The organism is Pseudomonadota bacterium (genome assembly GCA_030860485.1).
Lineage (GTDB): Bacteria > Pseudomonadota > Gammaproteobacteria > JACCXJ01 > JACCXJ01 > JACCXJ01.
In genome coordinates this window covers 1-17789 of the sequence record JALZID010000154.1, presented here as the reverse complement: position 1 = coordinate 17789, position 17789 = coordinate 1, and the positions used below count along the sequence as shown (strand labels likewise).

Annotated in this window: 16 protein-coding genes and 1 pseudogene; 12 read left to right on the top strand and 5 right to left on the bottom strand. The window is 62.6% G+C overall.

The window, feature by feature from the left end:
• Positions 1–640 (bottom strand): DDE-type integrase/transposase/recombinase (locus tag M3461_08610; protein ID MDQ3774406.1); only part of this gene is annotated, 640 nt, incomplete at its 3' end.
• Between the two features lie 184 nt (positions 641–824).
• Here M3461_08610 and M3461_08605 point away from each other — a divergent pair.
• From M3461_08605 to M3461_08590, 4 genes are all read left to right on the top strand, one after another.
• The gene (locus tag M3461_08605) at positions 825–1355 is read left to right on the top strand and encodes a transposase (GenBank protein MDQ3774405.1); all 531 of its coding nucleotides are present in this window, start codon (positions 825–827) and stop codon (positions 1353–1355) included.
• A 33-nt stretch (positions 1356–1388) separates the two neighbouring features.
• Positions 1389–2372: a hypothetical protein gene (locus tag M3461_08600; protein ID MDQ3774404.1), complete on the top strand. Its 984-nt coding sequence runs from the start codon at positions 1389–1391 to the stop codon at positions 2370–2372.
• A 932-nt stretch (positions 2373–3304) separates the two neighbouring features.
• The gene (locus M3461_08595) at positions 3305–3511 is read left to right on the top strand and encodes a type II toxin-antitoxin system HicB family antitoxin (protein ID MDQ3774403.1); all 207 of its coding nucleotides are present in this window, start codon (positions 3305–3307) and stop codon (positions 3509–3511) included.
• The gene (locus M3461_08590) at positions 3511–3735 is read left to right on the top strand and encodes a type II toxin-antitoxin system HicA family toxin (protein MDQ3774402.1); all 225 of its coding nucleotides are present in this window, start codon (positions 3511–3513) and stop codon (positions 3733–3735) included. Before M3461_08595 ends, M3461_08590 begins: the two co-directional genes overlap by 1 nt.
• 459 nt (positions 3736–4194) lie before the next feature.
• Here the strand turns inward: M3461_08590 and M3461_08585 are convergent, their stop codons facing one another.
• Positions 4195–4827: a methyltransferase domain-containing protein gene (locus M3461_08585; GenBank protein MDQ3774401.1), complete on the bottom strand. Its 633-nt coding sequence runs from the start codon at positions 4825–4827 to the stop codon at positions 4195–4197.
• Here M3461_08585 and M3461_08580 point away from each other — a divergent pair.
• From M3461_08580 to M3461_08565, 4 genes are all read left to right on the top strand, one after another.
• Positions 4826–5974 (top strand): GNAT family N-acetyltransferase, encoded by a 1149-nt coding sequence (locus M3461_08580; protein MDQ3774400.1) that lies wholly within the window; start codon positions 4826–4828, stop codon positions 5972–5974. The genes M3461_08585 and M3461_08580 overlap by 2 nt on opposite strands.
• Before the next feature lie 278 nt (positions 5975–6252).
• Complete coding sequence (locus tag M3461_08575; protein MDQ3774399.1) at positions 6253–7197, top strand: amidase family protein; 945 nt, start codon at positions 6253–6255, stop codon at positions 7195–7197.
• Between the two features lie 44 nt (positions 7198–7241).
• A complete protein-coding gene (locus M3461_08570; GenBank protein ID MDQ3774398.1) occupies positions 7242–7562 on the top strand; it encodes an amidase family protein in 321 nt (106 codons plus the stop codon).
• A gap of 621 nt (positions 7563–8183) precedes the next feature.
• Positions 8184–9185 (top strand): D-alanyl-D-alanine carboxypeptidase, encoded by a 1002-nt coding sequence (locus M3461_08565; protein MDQ3774397.1) that lies wholly within the window; start codon positions 8184–8186, stop codon positions 9183–9185.
• Between the two features lie 370 nt (positions 9186–9555).
• On the opposite strand, the gene M3461_08560 is transcribed toward M3461_08565, so the two are convergent.
• The 3 genes from M3461_08560 to M3461_08550 all read right to left on the bottom strand — a co-directional run bounded on the left by M3461_08560 (position 9556) and on the right by M3461_08550 (position 13532).
• Positions 9556–10587 (bottom strand): DUF4325 domain-containing protein, encoded by a 1032-nt coding sequence (locus M3461_08560; GenBank protein MDQ3774396.1) that lies wholly within the window; start codon positions 10585–10587, stop codon positions 9556–9558.
• 90 nt (positions 10588–10677) lie between these two features.
• Complete coding sequence (locus M3461_08555; GenBank protein ID MDQ3774395.1) at positions 10678–12102, bottom strand: sigma-54 dependent transcriptional regulator; 1425 nt, start codon at positions 12100–12102, stop codon at positions 10678–10680.
• Positions 12099–13532 (bottom strand): HAMP domain-containing protein, encoded by a 1434-nt coding sequence (locus M3461_08550; protein ID MDQ3774394.1) that lies wholly within the window; start codon positions 13530–13532, stop codon positions 12099–12101. Before M3461_08550 ends, M3461_08555 begins: the two co-directional genes overlap by 4 nt.
• Positions 13533–14023: 491 nt before the next feature.
• Here M3461_08550 and M3461_08545 point away from each other — a divergent pair, with 491 nt between their 5' ends.
• From M3461_08545 to M3461_08530, 4 genes and pseudogenes are all read left to right on the top strand, one after another.
• Positions 14024–14974, top strand: a complete 951-nt coding sequence (locus M3461_08545) for an ATP-binding cassette domain-containing protein (GenBank protein MDQ3774393.1) — start codon at positions 14024–14026, stop codon at positions 14972–14974.
• Positions 14971–15771, top strand: coding sequence for an ABC transporter permease (locus tag M3461_08540; GenBank protein MDQ3774392.1), 801 nt, complete (start codon positions 14971–14973; stop codon positions 15769–15771). The genes M3461_08545 and M3461_08540 overlap by 4 nt, the downstream gene beginning before the upstream one ends.
• A gap of 106 nt (positions 15772–15877) precedes the next feature.
• Positions 15878–16837, top strand: a pseudogene (locus tag M3461_08535) (XamI family restriction endonuclease).
• Between the two features lie 5 nt (positions 16838–16842).
• Positions 16843–17789: SAM-dependent DNA methyltransferase (locus tag M3461_08530; GenBank protein MDQ3774391.1), on the top strand; the 947-nt coding region annotated here is incomplete at its 3' end.

Sequence of the window (17789 nt, the reverse complement as noted above, 5' to 3'; positions counted from 1 at the left end):
CCGCCGGTGGGCGGGTGGTCTCGGCCTTGAGGGTGCGGTGCATGCGCTCGTGTCGCCCATTTTGTTGGGGCTTACCGGGCTCGATGAACTCCGGCAGGATCCCGAGCCGCACCCAAAAGGCCGACAGGGAGGACAGGCGGGCGAGCGTGGTGGTGGCAAAGGGCACTCCGTTGTCGGTACGAATGCGTTCGGGGAGCCCGAACTCGCGGAAGAGACGCGTGAACACCGGTTGGGCCTTGGACACCGCGGTCGAGCTCAGGGCTTGGCAGCCGAGGAGATAGCGGCTGTAGCCATCGGTGACCGTCAGGGGATAGCAATAGAGACCGTCGCAGGTCTTGAACTGGCCCTTGAAGTCGGTACACCACACTGCGTTCGGGACGCTCATCGCGGTGGTGGGTTTCCCTGGATGGCCCACTCGCCGACGTACCCGGGGCTTGCGGATCAAGCCGTGGCGATCGAGGATATCGCAGACGGTGGAGCGGGCCGGCCAGGCCCCATCGGGATGGCGCCCGGAAAGAAACGCCAAGAGCTTCTTCGCGCCCCAGGAAGGATGGCGCTGGCGCGCTTCAGTGAGCGCCTGCACCACCTCCTCGGGCGTCTGGGTCGGGCACACATGCGGGCGTCGGGAGTGCTCGGCCAGGCTGGCGAGACCCCCGTGTTCGTAGCGCTCAATCCACTTGTAGCCGGCCCTGGACTAAACTGTTACCTATGTGTCTGGACCGTACCTAGGTGCAATCTAACTCGCCGCTCCACCGGACGCGCCAAAAAGCCCGCGCAGGATGCCGTAACCGAGGTCGCTCGCGAATAGAGCTGGGAGAGTGAAGATGATCGATGACCGAATACCGTCGTGCCTGCGGAACCATGTGGCTTTTCCCAGTGAATCTGGCCGAGCGACGCGGGAAGGGGCTATTGGTCGAGCGGATGACGTGTTGCGAACCGCGTTTCGTAGCGTTCGGGCGCGACACCCCTTCCACCTGGAAGCGCTCCTGATCCTGCCGGATCATATACATTGTGTCTGGACGCTGGCGCCTGGTGATGCGGTTTTTTCTACCCGCCGGAGTCTAATCAAGGAACACTTCTCCCTTGCCATCGAGAAACGCGAGCGCATCTCGCAAAGCCGCGCCAAGCGGGGTGGACAAGCTCTATGGCACCGCCGTTTTGGAGAACATCTCATCCGTGATCAAGCCGACTTCAACCGTCACGTGGATGATATCCATTATATGATTTCGCATCTTTGTGGCCATCATGGAGTTATGGGGGTCAATGGGACAGTGAAAGCAGCTCACAAACGCGCTCAGCCAGGATGGGCCACCGTGTCGTTCGCGTTGCTCACTATGCGACAACCCGCCTGTTAGCGCGAACCTTGCCCGCTCCAGCGAAAGGTTGACATGCCCGACACCTCGCAGATCGAAGCAATCACGCCCTCGACGGCTCCCTCCGCGACCACACATGAACGACATTGCTTTGTGGTGATGCAGTTCGGTCGCGACCCAGCCGAACAAAAGTGGTTTCGCGGTTGGTATGAGGTTGTTATCAAGCCTGCAGTAGTAGAAGCTGGCTTTGAGCCGAAGCTCGCCGCAACCGAAGAGCAACCCGGTGCCATTAACGACGAAATTCGATCACACCTCGCGCTTGATCCTATGGTAGTAGTAGATCTTGGAGGCGCCGAACCAGAAGACGACCCCAACCCGAATGTGATGTACGAGCTGGGAATTCGCCATGCTCTAGGCTTACCCCTTGTCATGCTTGCCTGGAAGGGGCAGCGCCTGCCGTTCGACGTTGGGAACCAACGGATCATCATGGAAGAACGTGATCTGATGGATCTTGAGCAGAACAGAAAGCGTTTGGTTACCTTCATCCATGCGGCGCAGCAAGGTCGCTACTACCGTCCGATGGAGGCAGTGGGCCGCATCGCAACGATCCAGGCTGCGTCTGAGTCACTCGGTGAGGACTCGCTGCTACGTGCACTGGCTCAGGAGGTTCGCGACCTCCGTTCGTCTGTAGTCCAAGCGGCGATCTATCGGGAGACACGGTCGCGCCGCGATACATCTCCAACAGTCAAAAAGTTGATTCGCGGGAAGGTCTTTAGGAAGGAGCTGTATCCGCATTTCATTGACCTTGGTGGCGAATCCATAACCTGGGGTCGCCTGCTCAATTCTCGTATTCCTCCCGACCAGCTCGAACAAATGGAAGGCTGGGGCAGCGAGGAGTGGAAGCAGTACATATCAGCGCGATGGGAAGATCTCAAGTCAGGTTCGGCCTCTGATTGGAAGGGAGCGCCCGTCGGCCTAGACAACGAACTTCTCGTCGTCGTACGGGACCTGCTTCCGGCGCAGCCATGGCCGTCCGGAGTGCACAAGGACGTAGTCTGACAAGCTCGGCCTAACGGCCTCGCAGGTTGCCAAGTACATCCACGAACTTATCCGCCGTGGCGACTTCGTCGACCAAGTTGACGGCCAGCTCTTCCCTAGTGAGGATGCGAGCTAATCGGGGGATGTTTAGCCCCCGGCCCCACACCACCACGGCATGCGGGTCCGAACGGGCGGTCCACAAAAGTGAAGCACACGATGACATTTGGTATACCCGTGGGCACACATGTAAAGCGCCCGAACGGATATCAAGCCTTGGTTATGCAACCCGTGTAGAATACGGTGAACGAAGGGAACCGCATCGCTCGCGAAAAGGGCTTGGCGAGAGAAGGTGCTCGATGACCGAATACCGTCGTGCCTGCTTTCCAGGGGCCACGTGGTTTTTCACGGTGAATCTGGCCGAGCGACACGGGAATCGGCTATTGGTCGAGCGAATTGATGTGTTGCAAAGTGCGCTTCGTAGTTTCGTAGCGTTTGGGCGCGACACGTTTTCCGCCTGGAAGCGGTCGTGATCCTGATGGATCATTTACGTGGCGTCGGGACGCTGGCGCCCGGTGATACGGATTTGTCTACCCGCTGGAGTCTGATCAAGGGACGCTTCTCCCGTGCTATCTAAGAGGGCGGGCGCATTTAGTAAAGTCGCGCCAAGCGGGGTGAGCGAGGTCTATGGCAGCGCCGTTTTTGGGAACATTCCATCCGTGATAAACCCGACCTCAACCGTCACGCGAATTATGTCCATTGGAACCCGGTAAGACACGGATGGGTGCGACGCGTAGCCGATTGGCCTCGGGAAAGAATAAGGACCAGACCACGATATTTCCGACACCATCGATGGCGGTATGACGGCGGAATACGCTATGCCATTGCTGATTACGGTACTTCGTGACCGGACGCTTTCTTGTTTCGACTAGCTCAATAACACTCAGAGGAGCAAAATGAAATTCAGCGTTACGATAAACCGCGACGAAGACGGAGTTTGGATCGTCGAATGTCCGGCAATTCCCGGTTGTGTCAGCCAAGGCCAAACGAAAGACGAGGCTGTGCAAAACATCCAGGATGCGATTTACCAGTGCCTCCAGGTCCGTGCGGAGCGCGGTATGCCTTTGACCATCGAGACCCGGCAAGTCGACGTAGCCGCATAATGCCGCCGGCGCTTCCCGTTCTCAGCGGACGCGAGGTTGTCCGCGTATTTGAGTCTTTGGAGTGGCAGATTGTGCGGCAGAGCGGGAGCCACATCGTCATGGTCAAAGAAGGAGAAATGGCCACTTTGTCGGTTCCCGATCATCGGGAAGTCGCAAAGGGTACACTACGAAGCCTCATTCGGGCGGCAGGCTTGACGGTGTCCGAATTTCTGGCAGCCGTGTAGGCAGCGTGGGCAGTATCGAGACTGGGAGGGACAGCCCCCCAGATTGCGATAAACGAAGGGAACCGCATCGCTCGCGACAAGAGCTGGACGAGAGAAGGTGATCGATGACCGAATACCGTCGTGCCTGGCTTCCGGGAGCCGCGTGGTTTTTCACGGTGAATCTGGCCGAGCGACGCGGGAATCGGCACTGGGTCAGCAGCCCGGTCATAGCTCGAAGCGTTCCTCCAGAGCAAAGCATACCAGGGAACAAGCGGGTAGGCCCCCGCCAGCCTCTCGCAGTAGCTTCACGACCTCCTCGCGATGCTTGTTCCGCGCCCAAGACAGTGCAATGCGATGGCGGGGATCGAGGCCACGTACCTCGGCCCCGTGAGCCGCTAGGCAGGTCAGCCAAGACTCGAGCTCGTCCGCCTCCACGCCGGGTAATTGAATGCCCAGCAAGGACCGCTTTCATCTTGGACTTCACGACCGGCTCCTGCTCACCACCGCCAACCACGGCTGCCTATCGCGGGGTAAGCCCGCGGGCCGATAGTAGTGGTGGACCGGCTCGAATCCGGAGCCCTCCAGGTACTTTCGGTACGTGTCCCAATCGAGGTAGGCGCCGTAACGTTCTCCCGACCATCCCTCTACCCCGCCGCGCGGATTGGAGGAGAATAGGACCCCTTCCGGCACGAGCGCGTCTCTCAGCTCGGCGAGAACTCGGGGCAGCTCCTGCTGGGGAACGTGGAACAGGGAGGCGTTCGCGAAAACACCGTCGAACGAGGCCGGCGACAGTGTGAGCTGCAGAAAATTCTGGTGCCACACCGGACAGCCGGCGTGCTTTCGCGCTATCTCGCAGAACGCCGGGCTCCCGTCCAGCCCGGTTGGCTCGTGGCCCAGTTTCCGGAAGTGGAGGAGATCCCGGCCAGGCCCGCAGCCCAGATCGAGCAGGCGAAGCCCCGGTCTTTTGGGCAAAGCGTCGAGGAAGGCCTCGTAGTTCTGGGTGACATCATGATCCTTCGTCCCCTCCCAAAAGCTTTCGGCGTGAGCCTCGTAGTGATGGAGGGTACGGGAGGTGATATCTTCCAGATCGGCGGGAGAGAGCAACTTAGTCATGACGCGAGCATCGCACACAATCAAAGCTTTTGAAAGATTGGAGGCTATCCCGGGAGACGAGTGGGCGCGGCTGTGCCACGGCGGCTTCCCCTTCACCCATTACGCCTACCTGCACGCGCTGGAAGAGACCGGGGCGGTGGGTAGCCGTTCCGGCTGGATTCCGCACCATCTCACCGCCTGGCGGGGGGACGAGCTCGAGGGCGCCTCCTTTCTTTACGTGAAGGATAATAGCTACGGCGAGTACATCTTCGACTGGGCGTGGGCGCAGGCGTACGCGAAGTCAGGTGTGCCTTACTACCCGAAGCTCGTCTCCTCGATTCCATTCACTCCCGCGACCGGACCCAAGCTCCTCTTTTCCAAACCGGCGGATCGCGCAGCCGTGGCCGCGCGGCTGATCCGCGCGGCGAAAGAGAAGACGGAAGTCTTGGAGACGAGCTCTTTGCATTACCTGTTTCTGCTGCCAGAGGAGATCCCCTACTTCGTGCGCGAAGGTTTTCTCATCCGGCACAGCTTTCAGTACCACTGGAAGAACCAAGACTTCCCGACCTTCGATGCCTTTCTTGCGAGCCTCAAGCGGCGCAAGCGGAAGCAAATTCTGAAAGAGCGCCAAGAGCTGCGATCACGCGGCCTCCGGATCTCGATCCTCCGAGGCGCGGACCTGCGGCCGGAGCACGCCACCGTTTTCCACGGCTTTTATCGGTCGACCATCGAGAAGATGGGGGCCATCCCGTATCTCGAGCTCGCCTTCTTCCAGCGGGTTTTTCAGTCGATGCGGGACCAGGTCCTATTGATTCTTGCGCAAGACGCGGGTACTCCCGTGGCGGGCGCCCTGTACTACGAAAACGGCGACTGCCTCTATGGAAGGTACTGGGGAGCGAGCCGGGAGATCCGAAACCTGCACTTCGAGCTCTGTTATTACCAGCCCTTGGAGTACGCGATCGCTAAGGGCCTCAAGCTTTTCGAAGCCGGCGCCCAGGGGGAGCACAAGATCGCGCGCGGTTTTCTTCCCGAGCTGACTTACAGCGCGCACTGGATCCGCCACCCTGCGTTCCGCAACGCCATCGAGCGGTTCATCGGTGAGGAAAAGAGGGCAATTCGGACGTTTTTCGAGGAGATGAAATTACACTCTCCTTACCGGGGAGTGTAGAGGTACGTGGGTCATGCTTACTGGAAGCAACCAGAACCGAGAAAGCAGGTGCGTTTCCATTGCCGTGAGCTGATGACCACCGCCGATCCAATTGGTTTTGGACAAGCCATACTCCAAGGAAACCCAAGCGAGCATACGAATTTAACGGCCTTTCCCCTCAGAAGGCAGGGTACTGCCTGAGCCTGTAGGATGTCAGACATGCGAGTCTTCGGCCTGGAATGGGCTCCCAATACCCGCTTGAAGAAAGCGGTCGCCGCCCATAAATGGGTGGAGGAACGATGACGCTCGATGAATATTCGCATTACGATGCGGTCGGTCTAGCCGAACTCGTACGTCGGCGCGAAATCGGCGCCGCCGAGCTTGCGCAAACGGGGCTTGCGGCGATCGAGGCTGTCAATCCGAAGATAAACGCCGTCGTGGAGACATTTCCAGAGCGAGCCGCAAGCGCGACAGGGTCGGGCCCGTTGAGGGGCGTCCCGTTCCTGCGCAAGGACGTCTTGATCCAAGAGGAAGGCAGGCTGACCGAGTTCGGAAGCAGGCTCGCCGCCGGCCTGAGAATGCCCAATGCGAGCGAACTCGCCCTGCGCTATGAGCGCGCCGGCCTCGTAACGCTCGGGAGAACCACAACACCAGAGATGGCGTTCAACGCAACGACGGAAAGTGTGAAAGATGGGCCGACACGAAACCCCTGGAACCTCGATCGGAGCGCCGGCGGCTCCAGTGGTGGCTCGGGGGCGATCGTGGCAGCCGGCGCCGTTCCAGCGGCGCACGGCAATGATGGCGGCGGTTCGATACGAATTCCAGCTGCATGCTGCGGGATTGTAGGACTGAAACCCACACGCGGACGTGTGTCACTCGGGCCCGCCCATGGCACCGTGCTGTTGGGTCTCGTGTCTGAGCATGCACTGACCCGTACTGTGCGCGACAGCGCCGCCATCTTGGACGCAACACAAGGCGCGAGCCCCGGCGATCCCTACGCCATTGCACCTCCAGCGCGACCATTCTTAGAGGAGATCGGTGCGCCAGTCGGCCGTCTGAAGATCGCTTACACGAATAAGGCTTGGACCGGGGCGAATGTTGACCCGGAGATTGCTGCGGCCGTTGATCGAATGGCCACGCTCTGCAGGGATCTCGGTCATGACGTGGTGGAAGCCGGTCCTGTCATCGACGCGGAAGCCTTCGGCGGTGCGACCCAGAACATCTGGTGTGCGTTCCTGGCCTGAACCGCATATCGCGCGCGGTCGCCGAATTTTTTGCGTTATACGATGTGCTGCTGACGCCGACCATCGCCCAGCGCACGGTCCCAGTTGGTGCCGCTATCCTCAATGCCAATGCATCCGATCTGAACGCAGAGCAGTGGGTGCGACAGATTTTCACTTACGCGCCATTCACGTCGCTCTTCAACACGACGGGTCAGCCGGCCATCTCGTTGCCGCTGGAGCAAGACAGCGATGGGCTGCCGGTCGGCCTACAATTCGTTTCTAGGTACGGGGAGGAAGCATTGCTGTTTCGGCTCGCGGCCTCACTAGAGGAGGCGCGTCCCTGGAAGGATCGACGTCCGCCGATCTGGGCGGGTAAGCGCGCCTGACCCTGCGGGGCCGCGACACCGGAGAGGCCGACGAGCTTATGAAACTTCATACCGGACGTGGTGCAGGATAGGGGGTAGCTAAAAGGCTAGCCCGCTGCCGTCGCGAGAGAATAATCGGCGTCTTCGGGGGTAAGCTCCACACCGCATGACGAGCATTGGGAAGGACTACCATGGCGTCGACGCGGAATAGCTCGCACCAGACGATGTACCGAACGCAGCGCCGTCAGTAAATTGACCCCATTGGCCCCTGTGTAGCTGTATGCTTACCATGGTCACCGCACAGGGGGCGCCGCCACCTTGCGTGCCGGTGCTACGTCAGATGGCACAACCCTTGTTAGTCATCATTCGAAGAGAGGCATGGGAGTCGACAGGGTTTTTGGGAAGCTCTGCAAGGGTGTCATAAGCAAGCCCCACTCAGCGAAGCTGCGCAGCAAGTCACGATGTCGTTAGGAAAGTGACGCACGAGCATGCAACCAGGCGAGGAGCGGCCCAAGGATGACCGCGCTTTGTGGAGCGAGGTAAGCAGATGGGCGGCGCAATAGCTTTTGCAGAGCTTCCCTAACAAGGGCTCCTTGTCAGACGACTGGCCATATCCCACGACGCTTAAGGGGGGAAGTGACGATGGAAACCGATTACACGCACTCGCGTCGGGCGGCTGACAGCAAGGGCGTTTATCGTACGAAGCTCTCGCGCCTGCCCGACATTCTCGGGTACGGGTTTGTGCTCCTCGGTCTGCTTCTTTCTTCGCCGGCCAGCTCGGCGGCTCCGACCTACGCCTCTATCGTGTATGACGTGGACAACGCGGTGGTACTGCACGAGGCCAATGCCGATGCCCGTACGCAACCGGCGTCCCTCACCAAGCTCATGACGCTGTACATGGTGTTCGCCGCGTTGGACGCCGATCGCTTCACGCTGACCCAGAGGCTTCCGGTCTCGGCTAATGCGGCGCGCATGCAGCCGACGCGGCTAGGCCTTCGCAAGAGTCAGACGATCGGCGTCCGCGACGCGATCCTGGCGCTCATCAGCCATTCCGCGAACGATGCCGCGGTGGTGTTGGCCGAGGCCGTAGGAAAAACCGAGTCACACTTCGCGCACTTCATGACTCGAGAGGCACGGTGGCTCGGGATGCTCGATACCTCGTTCCGCAACGCCTCCGGCTTGCCCGACCGGCGACAACACACCACCGCGCGGGATATGCTCCGCCTGGGGGTCGCGCTGATGCGCCGCTTTCCGCACTACTACAGGCTGTTTTCCATCGAGCGATTTACTTTCAAAGGCCGGACCTATCACAATCACAACCGCTTGCTCGGCCGCTACCCAGGCGCCGACGGTATCAAGACGGGTTATGTGCGAGCCTCGGGGTTCAACTTGGTGGCGTCCGCCACCCGCAACGATCATCGCTTGGTCGGGGTTGTCCTCGGCGGCAAGAGCGCCGTTTGGCGCGACCAGCACATGAGCGGATTGCTCGATGTCGCGTTCGCCGCGCTCGCGCGCTCGCGGGCGCCGGCTCCGGCGGTGTCCGCGGCCATGCTGACTCCAGCGGCGCTCAGCGAGCGTTCCGCGCAGCAAAACCTCGGCGCCGTGGCTCCGTGTCCAGCGGTGGGATGCGTGGCGCCTCGGTAACTCGACGCCGACCCACCTGAAGCGCAGCAAGCTTAGCAAAAAGGCAATAACAGGGGCACACGCGAATGGTACTTACTCAAGGTTTTTGGGGTGACCATATTTGCGGCTTTGTTCTTTGGCTATCTTGCGTGTTTGGGTGAGCAAGCAATAGGGGTCGGGAAGGGCTAGCGCCCTCCCCGGCCTCCGAACCGTGTGGCGGTTCTCCCGCGCACGGCTCTCCAGTCGGTGGTTTCCTCATCGGGATTGGCGCGCCAGGACAAAGGCTTCATATAAGGTGAAAAGCCCCTGTTCGGCGAAGAAGGCCTTAGGCCAGCGATCCCACCGGGGGTCAGCCTCGCTCGGCGCAAGTCATAATGTCTAGGGCGCGAGATTACGTCGCTGATTTTGCTCGTTGAATCATGCGGTTGACGGCAGAGTTTGCCTTGATAGCCACGAGCTCTACCCCGGGATGTCGGGACGCGAAAACCCTGAAGACCTCGTCAGCAAATGCTTGGCCAATGCTTTCGACTTCGGTGAAATCGAAGATCACGGTCTTGAAGCGCTCAACCCGTGCCAGGAGGCGTTTCGCCTGTGATCGGGATACTAGTTTGTCCTCGCCATATTGAGCGAGTCGAACGGGAACAACGGTCTTTGTGAACCCGAGCGCGTCATCCGATGTGAATTGGTCGAATACCTTTTTAAGGGTTCGAGACGTGTGGTTGTTTAGCTCCATCCATACCACTGTTCCAGATTTGGGTCGTGCTCTCTCACGGATCCAATCATCAGCATCGCCGAACTTATGAGAAAAGTAGACCCCACCGGAAAGAATATCAAATTCGTCAAACACGCGAGACGTGAAGAAGATGCCCTTCCCCGTGTGCTTGGCCGGGTCGGTGGTCAATTTGCCCTTCGACAACTCTAGAATGGCATGCCGCTCATCCACCAGGCCGAGCGCCGCTTGGATCTTCCTGAAAATGCCGATTCCGTTGTCGACGATCGCAAGCTCGGTGACGGCTGCGTTCTTGCTCAGCAGAACGTCGACGCTGCTTCCCTGTGCGTGGTCGATCGCGTTGTTGAACATCTCCGTAAAGCCATAACGCCAAATGTCGCGGACGTTTTCCGGAAGCTGGCCTAGACAGGGCTCAACATCAGACCTCCAAACGATGTCTTCGGCTAACGAATCGTTTAATTCATACTCTTTGAGCCATCGGACAAGAGGGTATAGTCGGTATGCGCGGTTCCGTGTTTTGCCGTCAGATACAAGCGCACGCTCCTCAACAAGCCGCTGCAGGTGCTTGTTTACAGCCTGGCGCGTAATTCCGAAGTGCTCAGCCGTGAACTTGGCGATGTCGGTGGGGTGCTTCTCCACGCGAGAAACGATAAAACGTCGAATCTGCTCACCCCGCGAACGAACCTTAGTCATCTAGCGTCTCGTGCTTTGTCAACCTGGATGCGCATTATTGTCAACTACAAGGCAGGCTATTGTCAACCTTCAGGCGCTGCGGGCCAGGCGTCACGACCCGTTACCGCCATCGTCCGGCGACTTGTCCAGGCCGTGCTTGCGCATCCGGTAGCGCATCGCCATGCGCGTCACGCCGAGCTGGCGGGCCGCCTCGGAGACGTTGTAGCCGGTCACGGCGAGCGCCTGCTCGATGAGGAGGCGCTCGGCTTCTTCGAGGCTGAGACCCAGAAGCCCGCCGCCCTCCCCCGCCGGCCCGTCTTCGGGTGACGGGGACTCGGGCGCCGGGGGCAGCATCAGTGCCCTTGTATCGATGTCCGCCCCGCCCGAGAGCAGCACCACGCGCTCCATGAGGTGCTTGAGCTCGCGCACATTGCCGGGCCACGAATAGGCCATGAGCGCGGCGCAGGCCTCGGGGGTGAGGCTGGGTGCCGGCAACCCGTAACGGCGCGCCACCTGATTGGCGAAATCGCGCGCGAGCAGCACGATGTCCGCGCCGCGCTCGCCGAGCGGCGGCATGCGGATCGCGAGCACGTTGAGGCGGAAATACAGGTCCGCGCGCAGTGCCCCGCGCGCCACCATGGCCTCCGGATCGCGATTGGTGGCGGCGATGATCCAGGCGCTCACCGGGCGTTCCCGGGTACTCCCGAGCCGCCTCACGGTGCGGCGTTCGAGCACCGCCAGGAGCTTGGCCTGCAGCTCGATCGGGAGCTCAACGACCTCGTCCAGGAACACCACGCCGTCCTCGGCGGCCTCGATAAGGCCGCTGGCCGCACCGACGGCGCTCGTATAGGCCCCCTTTTCGTGTCCGAACAGCTCGCCCTCGATGAGGTCCTTGGGCAGGGCCGCGCAATCGACGTGCACGAAGGGCCGATCGCGGCGTGGCCCGGAGTGGTGGAGGAGCTTGGCCATCAAGTCCTTGCCGGTGCCGGTGTCCCCCAGGATCAAGACCGCCGGGGGCGGTCCCGCGGCCCCGGCGCAGAGCGCCGCGAGGCGCTCCGCCTGGCCGCGGAGCTCGACGATGCTCGGGTGCTCTCCGAGGAACCGGAGGGCCTCCAGACCCTGTCGCTCGCGCTGCCGGGAGTGCTCCAGGGCGCGTTGCAGCTCGTTGTGTGCGAAGACCTTGTCGATGGAGACCAGCAACTCCTCCAGATCGATCGGCTTCTTCAAGTAATCCGAGGCGCGCAGCTTCATGGCCAGGACCGCGTCCTCGACCTCGCCGTAGGCGGTGAGCACCAGGACCGGCACGGCGCTGCCGCGGCGCTCGCGGACCTCGCTCAAGAGGTCGAGCCCGGAGCCGTCCGGCAGCCGCATGTCGAGCAGGATCGCGTCCGGCTCCGGGCCCATCAAGAGGCGCCGCGCGTCCGCGAGCGTACCCGCCACCTGGCAGGCGAGACCGGCCTTGGCGAGCCGCTTCTCGACCGCGCGGGCGAAGACCGCCTCGTCCTCGACCAGGAGCACGCGGCGCGGCGCGCTCACGAAACGGCCGCCCCCTCGCCTAGCGGCATATAGAAGCTCACCCGAGTCCCCCCCTCGGGCACCGGCGAAAACTGGACCCGGAACCCGTGGGCCTCGGCGACCTTGTAGGCGAAGGGGATCCCGAGACCGGTCCCGTAACGCTTGGTCGTGGGGCCCGGCCCAAGCCCGGAGGGCTCGGGTTCGAACGGCAGCCCGGGGCCTTCATCGACGATGTCGAGCCGGCATTCCGGCCCATCGCGCGCGGTCACCAGGGTCAGGCGTCCGCCGCGGGGAGAGGCCTCGATGGCGTTGGCGAGGAGCCCTGCCAGCGCCTGCTCCATGAGGTCCACGTCCATGGGCACCCGCGGCTCCTCCGGGCCACGCCTCGCGTCCACGCGGATCCGCTTTTCTTGCAGCTTGGTGGCGAGGAGTGTCAGGGCCGCCTGCACGATCGCCCAGGGCTCGGTGGCGACCCGATGCGGCCGCAAGGGATGCAGGTAGGAGACGAGCGCGGTGACCCAACGTCCCAGGCGATCCACGGTCTCGATGATCGCCTCCTGCACCTCCGCTATCTCGGCGGGGCGCTCGGCGTGTGCCAGGAGCTGGGCCTCGGCGCGTATGCTGGCGAGCGGATTACGGATGTTGTGGGCGATGACCGGGACCAGCGCCCCCAGGGCCGCCTGCCGTTCGCTCCTCACCGCGGCGTCGCGGCTCTCGGCGAGATCGGCGGCCATCTGGTTGAGGGTCTCGGCGAGCTCGGCCATCTCGTGGGCCCTCCCGCCCGACAGGCGATGCTCCAAATGGCCGGCACTCAATCGCCGCGCCCCGGCGATCACCTCCGCCATGGGTTGAACGAAGCCACGCCGCAAGGCGCGCCGGGACAGCAATACCAGCCCGGCGGCGAAGACGATGGGGATCGGCAGGAGCACCGGGGAAAGCTCCGTCCAGCGGCGCATGGTGCGCTCCAGGATGGCGTGCTGCCCCACGGTGAGGCGCGCGAAGGCCGCGAACGCCGCTTCGAAGGCTCCGACCATACGCCGCTCGTAGCTTGATTCAAGGATCTTGAGCTGCACCACGCGGTTGACCACGTAGGGATCGGTGAAGATGTTGTTCATGTCGTGCTGGATGATGCGGTAGGCGCGCTGCATGTCCTGGACGGCGAGGGATTCGGGGCGCGAAGCGGTATGACGGCGCAGGCCGTTGAAGTGCTGATCGATGCGCCGGGAGTAATCACGATAGAGATCCAAGGCTGCCGGGTCTTCCATGAGCCGGGCGCGGGTCACCTCGCGGATCTGCCGGAACAGATCGCTACGGACCTGATGGGCGGTGTCGGTCAAGGTGCCGAGCCGGAAGGATTCCCGCGTCGTCTGGCTCCAGAAATAGGTCCACAGCCCGCCGAGCACCCCGGTGACCACGACGAGCAGCAAGAGCGCCAGCTCATAAGCAAGCAACAGGCGCCTCAGCGACCCCAAGGAGGGGTGTTGGGCCGGCATGTGGTCCATAATAACCATGGTTCTGGTCCAAATGAAACAGCGCGGCCCCGCACCGCGTCGTCCGACGGCCCGGCTCGGCCCGGGGGCATTCGGTAAGCGCGTCACCCGCAACGACTTTTTCGGGACTGGCCAGCCGCGCCCGGAGCTGGCACAGTAGCTGCGCTCTGTACCATCGGATCCTTGGTCCCACACGCTGGTTCGTGGGAGAATTCAACTACCTAATCTGGAGGAGCATACGATGATCTGGGAGACACCCGCTTACGTCGACATCCGTCTCGGCTTCGAGGTAACGATGTACGTCTACAACCGCTAGCCGCCATATCTATCACCGCCATATCTATCACCGAAATTGACATCTCGTTGCGAACAGGGGACCGTGAGGTCCCCTTTTCTTTTCGCCACCCCATCGTTCGAGGTCAGGCACGCTAGATGTGCGGAAGGTCAGGGCCGTGAGCACGCCCGCGGCCATCCTCACGGAGCGCCTCGCGAAGTCCTATGGCGCGGTCGTGGCGCTCGCGGGACTCGACCTCGCCATCGAGGCGGGGCAGTTCTTCGCGCTGTTGGGCCGCAACGGCTCGGGGAAGACCACCACCCTCCAGCTCTTGAGCACCCTCTTGCGCCCGAGCGCCGGGCGCGCCTGGGTCGCGGGCCACGACATCCTCGGCGCGCCGCTCGCGGTGCGGCGGCACATCGGGATGGTGTTCCAGGAACCGGCCCTGGACCGCAACCTGACCGCGATGGAGAACCTGCGCTTCGCGGGGGCCCTGAGCGGCCATAGCGCCCGCACCGTGCGCGAGCGCGCCTCGGCCCTCCTCCAGCTCTTCGGGCTCACGGACGCGCGCGACACTCCTGTCGGAGCGCTCTCGGGCGGGATGCGGCGCGCCCTCGACATCGCCCGGGGCATCCTGCACCGGCCCCGCATCCTGTTGCTGGATGAGCCCACTATCGGGCTCGACGTGCAGAACCGCCGGGCGATCTGGCAGCACCTCGGCCGCCTGCGCAGCGAGGAGGGCACGACCTTGCTCCTGACCACCCACCATCTGGAAGAGGCGGCGGGCTGCGACCGGGTCGCCTTCATGAGCCGCGGGCGCCTGATCGGACAGGGCAGCCCGAATGAGCTCGTCGGCGCCCTCGGCGAGTACGTGCTCGAGGTCGAGACCGAGTCTCCCGCCGAGACCGCCGCCCATCTGCGGCCCAGGTTCGGGGAACCGCTCTTCGAGCGGGAACGGCTGCTGTTCCGAGTCGCCGGCGGGGCGGTGTCACTGGACCATCTCACCCACGAGCTTCGGGCGCATGCCCGCGCTATCCGCCTGCGCCGGCCGGACCTCAACGACGTGTACCTCTGGATCCATCGCGACCCCCCCGATTACCAGCCAGGGGTCGCAGCGGGTGCCCCATGAGGCGGGCGATCGCCGCCATCGTGGCACGCGACCTCAAGCGCATGCTGCGCCAGCGGGGGCGGCTCGTGAGCAGCATGGTGCGCCCGTTGATCTGGCTGTTCGTGATCGGCACCGGATTCCAGGGCATGCTCGAGGGCCTGGGCCGGGGGGGCTACCAGCGTTTCCTGGTGCCGGGGCTCGTGTCTATGGTGGTGCTCTTCGGCGCCCTGCTCGCTTCCCTGTCGATGATCTACGACAAGGAATCGGGGGTCATGCGCATGCTCATCATCGCCCCCCTCCCGCGCGCCGTCGTCCTCCTGGCGCGCACGCTCGGGGCTGCGCTGATCGGCATCTGCCAGGCGCTCTTGCTCATGCTGATCCTGCTCGCGCTCGGCTATCTCGGGGTCCCGCACGATCCGGCGCTCTTGGCGCTCGGGCTCGTCGCTCAGGCCCTGGTGTGCGCCAGCCTCGGCACCCTCATCGCGGTCTTCAGCAAGGCCTTGGAGGACTTCGCCGTGATCATGAACTTCGTGATCTTTCCCGTGTTCTTTCTGAGCGGCGCCCTGTACCCGATCGAGCACCTGCCCGACGTGTTGAAAGCAATCGCGCTCGCCAACCCCTTCAGCTACGGCGTCGATCTCCTGAAGCACGCGCTGGGACCGGAAGCCTTGTTCGATCCAGATTTCTCGGTCGGTAGAGATCTCCTCGCCATGCTGGCTTTCGTCGTGCTGGCGCTCGCTATTGCTTGCTGGCGGTTCTCGCAGGCGCCGGTGTTCGAGTCCCTGGCGCGCGTCTTCACCGCACCGAAACGGCATTGACACGGACCGGAGAGTTTGTGAAAAAACCCAACCCGCGGTAGAACGGGAATTTTTACTCTGACCCCGAACTCGACGCGAACTCCGCAGTACCCGTGAGCGAGGATTCATGAAGCCTCGACGCATCAATGCCGGCAAGCCGCATCTCTGGAAGGCCGACATCGCGGCCTCTGTTGATCAGTTCAATCAGTGGTTTATGCGGTTCGCGCCCCAGGCGTTCCGCTCTACGCGCGTAAAAACCACCGAGCATGTCAAGGCCGCCCTCCTCGCCACATGCGATCTGCGGAATCTCGATGCCGCGACGCTCCGAGCGAACCCCAGCGCGCTCCCAACGCTCCACATGTGTACCGCCCCGCCGCTGGCGGTGGACCGGCTGGTCGGGCTTGCAGGCGCGAACAAGTCGCTCATCGGCAGCATGGCGGAAGGGAAGTTGGCCTCACGGATGAAGGCCGAACTGCTCGAAGAGAACTCGACCAAAGTCTGCCGCGTGCTGACCAAGCTTCTGGACCGCGACATCTTTCCGTGGCTGGGCACGGCGAAAGACCCGACCGACCACGAGCGCGACCGGGCGTCAACGATATGTCGCCGACCGGCTGTGCAGCGCCGTGGCGAACCCGATCGTCCGTAACGCTCAGGAGCAACGGCAACTCGCCATGATCGGCGACTATCTCGACAACGCGGGTATCGGAAGCAGCCCCACCCCGCCGGGAAGCCGCTGACCGAGATGCAGCCGGCCACCTACAGCTTCCGCATGAATCTGGCCGTCGGAAAGACAGTCAAAGTCAACATCCCGGCCGACGTGGTGATCCAACCCCAGAAGCTGCGGAAGGATCGGCTGCCCATCCTCATCGAGGCCACGTCGGCGGGCGACTTCACCAATACCAACAAGCGGCGCAAGGAAGAGGCGACCAAGGTCCATCAACTCCAGGCGACGTACGGTGAGAGCATACGGTACGTGCTGTTCCTCTGCGGCTACTTCGGTAGCGACTACTTGGGGTACGAGGCCGCGGAGGGCATTGACTGGGTCTGGGAGCATCGCATCGACGATCTTGCTAAACTGGGTTTGTGACCGGCATGAACGCGCACCAAGACAACCCGACCGAGACGCGCCGCCAAGCAATGCAAGCGGCCGTCGATGCAACCAGGTCGGCGGCCGAGCGGAACCGCCTCGGCCAGTTCGCCACGCCCAACGCCCTCGCCATCGACATCGCCCGGTACGTGGACTCGCTGATCGACGACCGTAAGCGCGCTGTCCGATTCGCCGATCCCTCGATCGGTTCCGCAAGTTTTTTCTCCGCGGCGCTCGCGGTGTTCGGCCCCAAGCGCATCAGAAGCGCCGTCGGTGTCGAACTCGATCCGGCCTTCTGCAAGGCCACCCGAGACCTGTGGTCGGATACCGCGCTTGAGGTCGTACAGGGCGACTTTACTCGTGTCGTCGTCGATCGGTTTGGCCCTCCCGTGCCCAACCTCATCCTGGCCAACCCGCCCTACGTTCGCCACCACCACATCGACCGCGGGGACAAGGAACGCCTGCAACGGCTCGCGTACGAGAAAACCGGCGTCGAAGTCAATGGCCTTGCCGGTCTGTACGTCTACTTCCTCCTTCTCGCCACGGCGTGGATGGAGGACGGCGGCTACGCCGGATGGCTCGTTCCCTCGGAATTTATGGACGTCAACTACGGCGCGGCCCTCAAGCGCTACCTCACGGATCGCGTGACGCTCATCCGCGCCCATCGGTTCGATCCCGACGACGTTCAGTTCGGGGACGCCCTGGTGTCGTCGGTCGTTCTCGTGTTCAGAAAGGCCCCGCCGCCGCAAGGCCACGAGGTCGAGTTTACGTTCGGCGGCACCATGAGCGAGCCGCACGCCAGCGACCGAATCCTCCTCGAACTCTTGCGCGAGTCCCGCAAGTGGACCGTGTATCCGAGCCACGCCAGGAACGACCGGCACACCGTCAGCGACGGCAACGGCCCGACACTCTCTGACTTCCTCCGCATCCAGCGCGGCATCGCCACGGGGAG

Bases quoted from the DNA above. Each gene is read 5' to 3' on its own strand.
- M3461_08595 (MDQ3774403.1), top strand. From the start codon at position 3,305: ATGAAATTCAGCGTTACGATAAACCGCGACGAAGACGGAGTTTGGATC.
- M3461_08575 (MDQ3774399.1), top strand. From the start codon at position 6,253: ATGACGCTCGATGAATATTCGCATTACGATGCGGTCGGTCTAGCCGAA.
- M3461_08560 (MDQ3774396.1), bottom strand. From the start codon at position 10,587: ATGACTAAGGTTCGTTCGCGGGGTGAGCAGATTCGACGTTTTATCGTT.
- M3461_08540 (MDQ3774392.1), top strand. From the start codon at position 14,971: ATGAGGCGGGCGATCGCCGCCATCGTGGCACGCGACCTCAAGCGCATG.
- M3461_08585 (MDQ3774401.1), bottom strand. From the start codon at position 4,827: ATGACTAAGTTGCTCTCTCCCGCCGATCTGGAAGATATCACCTCCCGT.
- M3461_08600 (MDQ3774404.1), top strand. From the start codon at position 1,389: ATGCCCGACACCTCGCAGATCGAAGCAATCACGCCCTCGACGGCTCCC.
- M3461_08580 (MDQ3774400.1), top strand. From the start codon at position 4,826: ATGACGCGAGCATCGCACACAATCAAAGCTTTTGAAAGATTGGAGGCT.
- M3461_08590 (MDQ3774402.1), top strand. From the start codon at position 3,511: ATGCCGCCGGCGCTTCCCGTTCTCAGCGGACGCGAGGTTGTCCGCGTA.
- M3461_08605 (MDQ3774405.1), top strand. From the start codon at position 825: ATGATCGATGACCGAATACCGTCGTGCCTGCGGAACCATGTGGCTTTT.
- M3461_08565 (MDQ3774397.1), top strand. From the start codon at position 8,184: ATGGAAACCGATTACACGCACTCGCGTCGGGCGGCTGACAGCAAGGGC.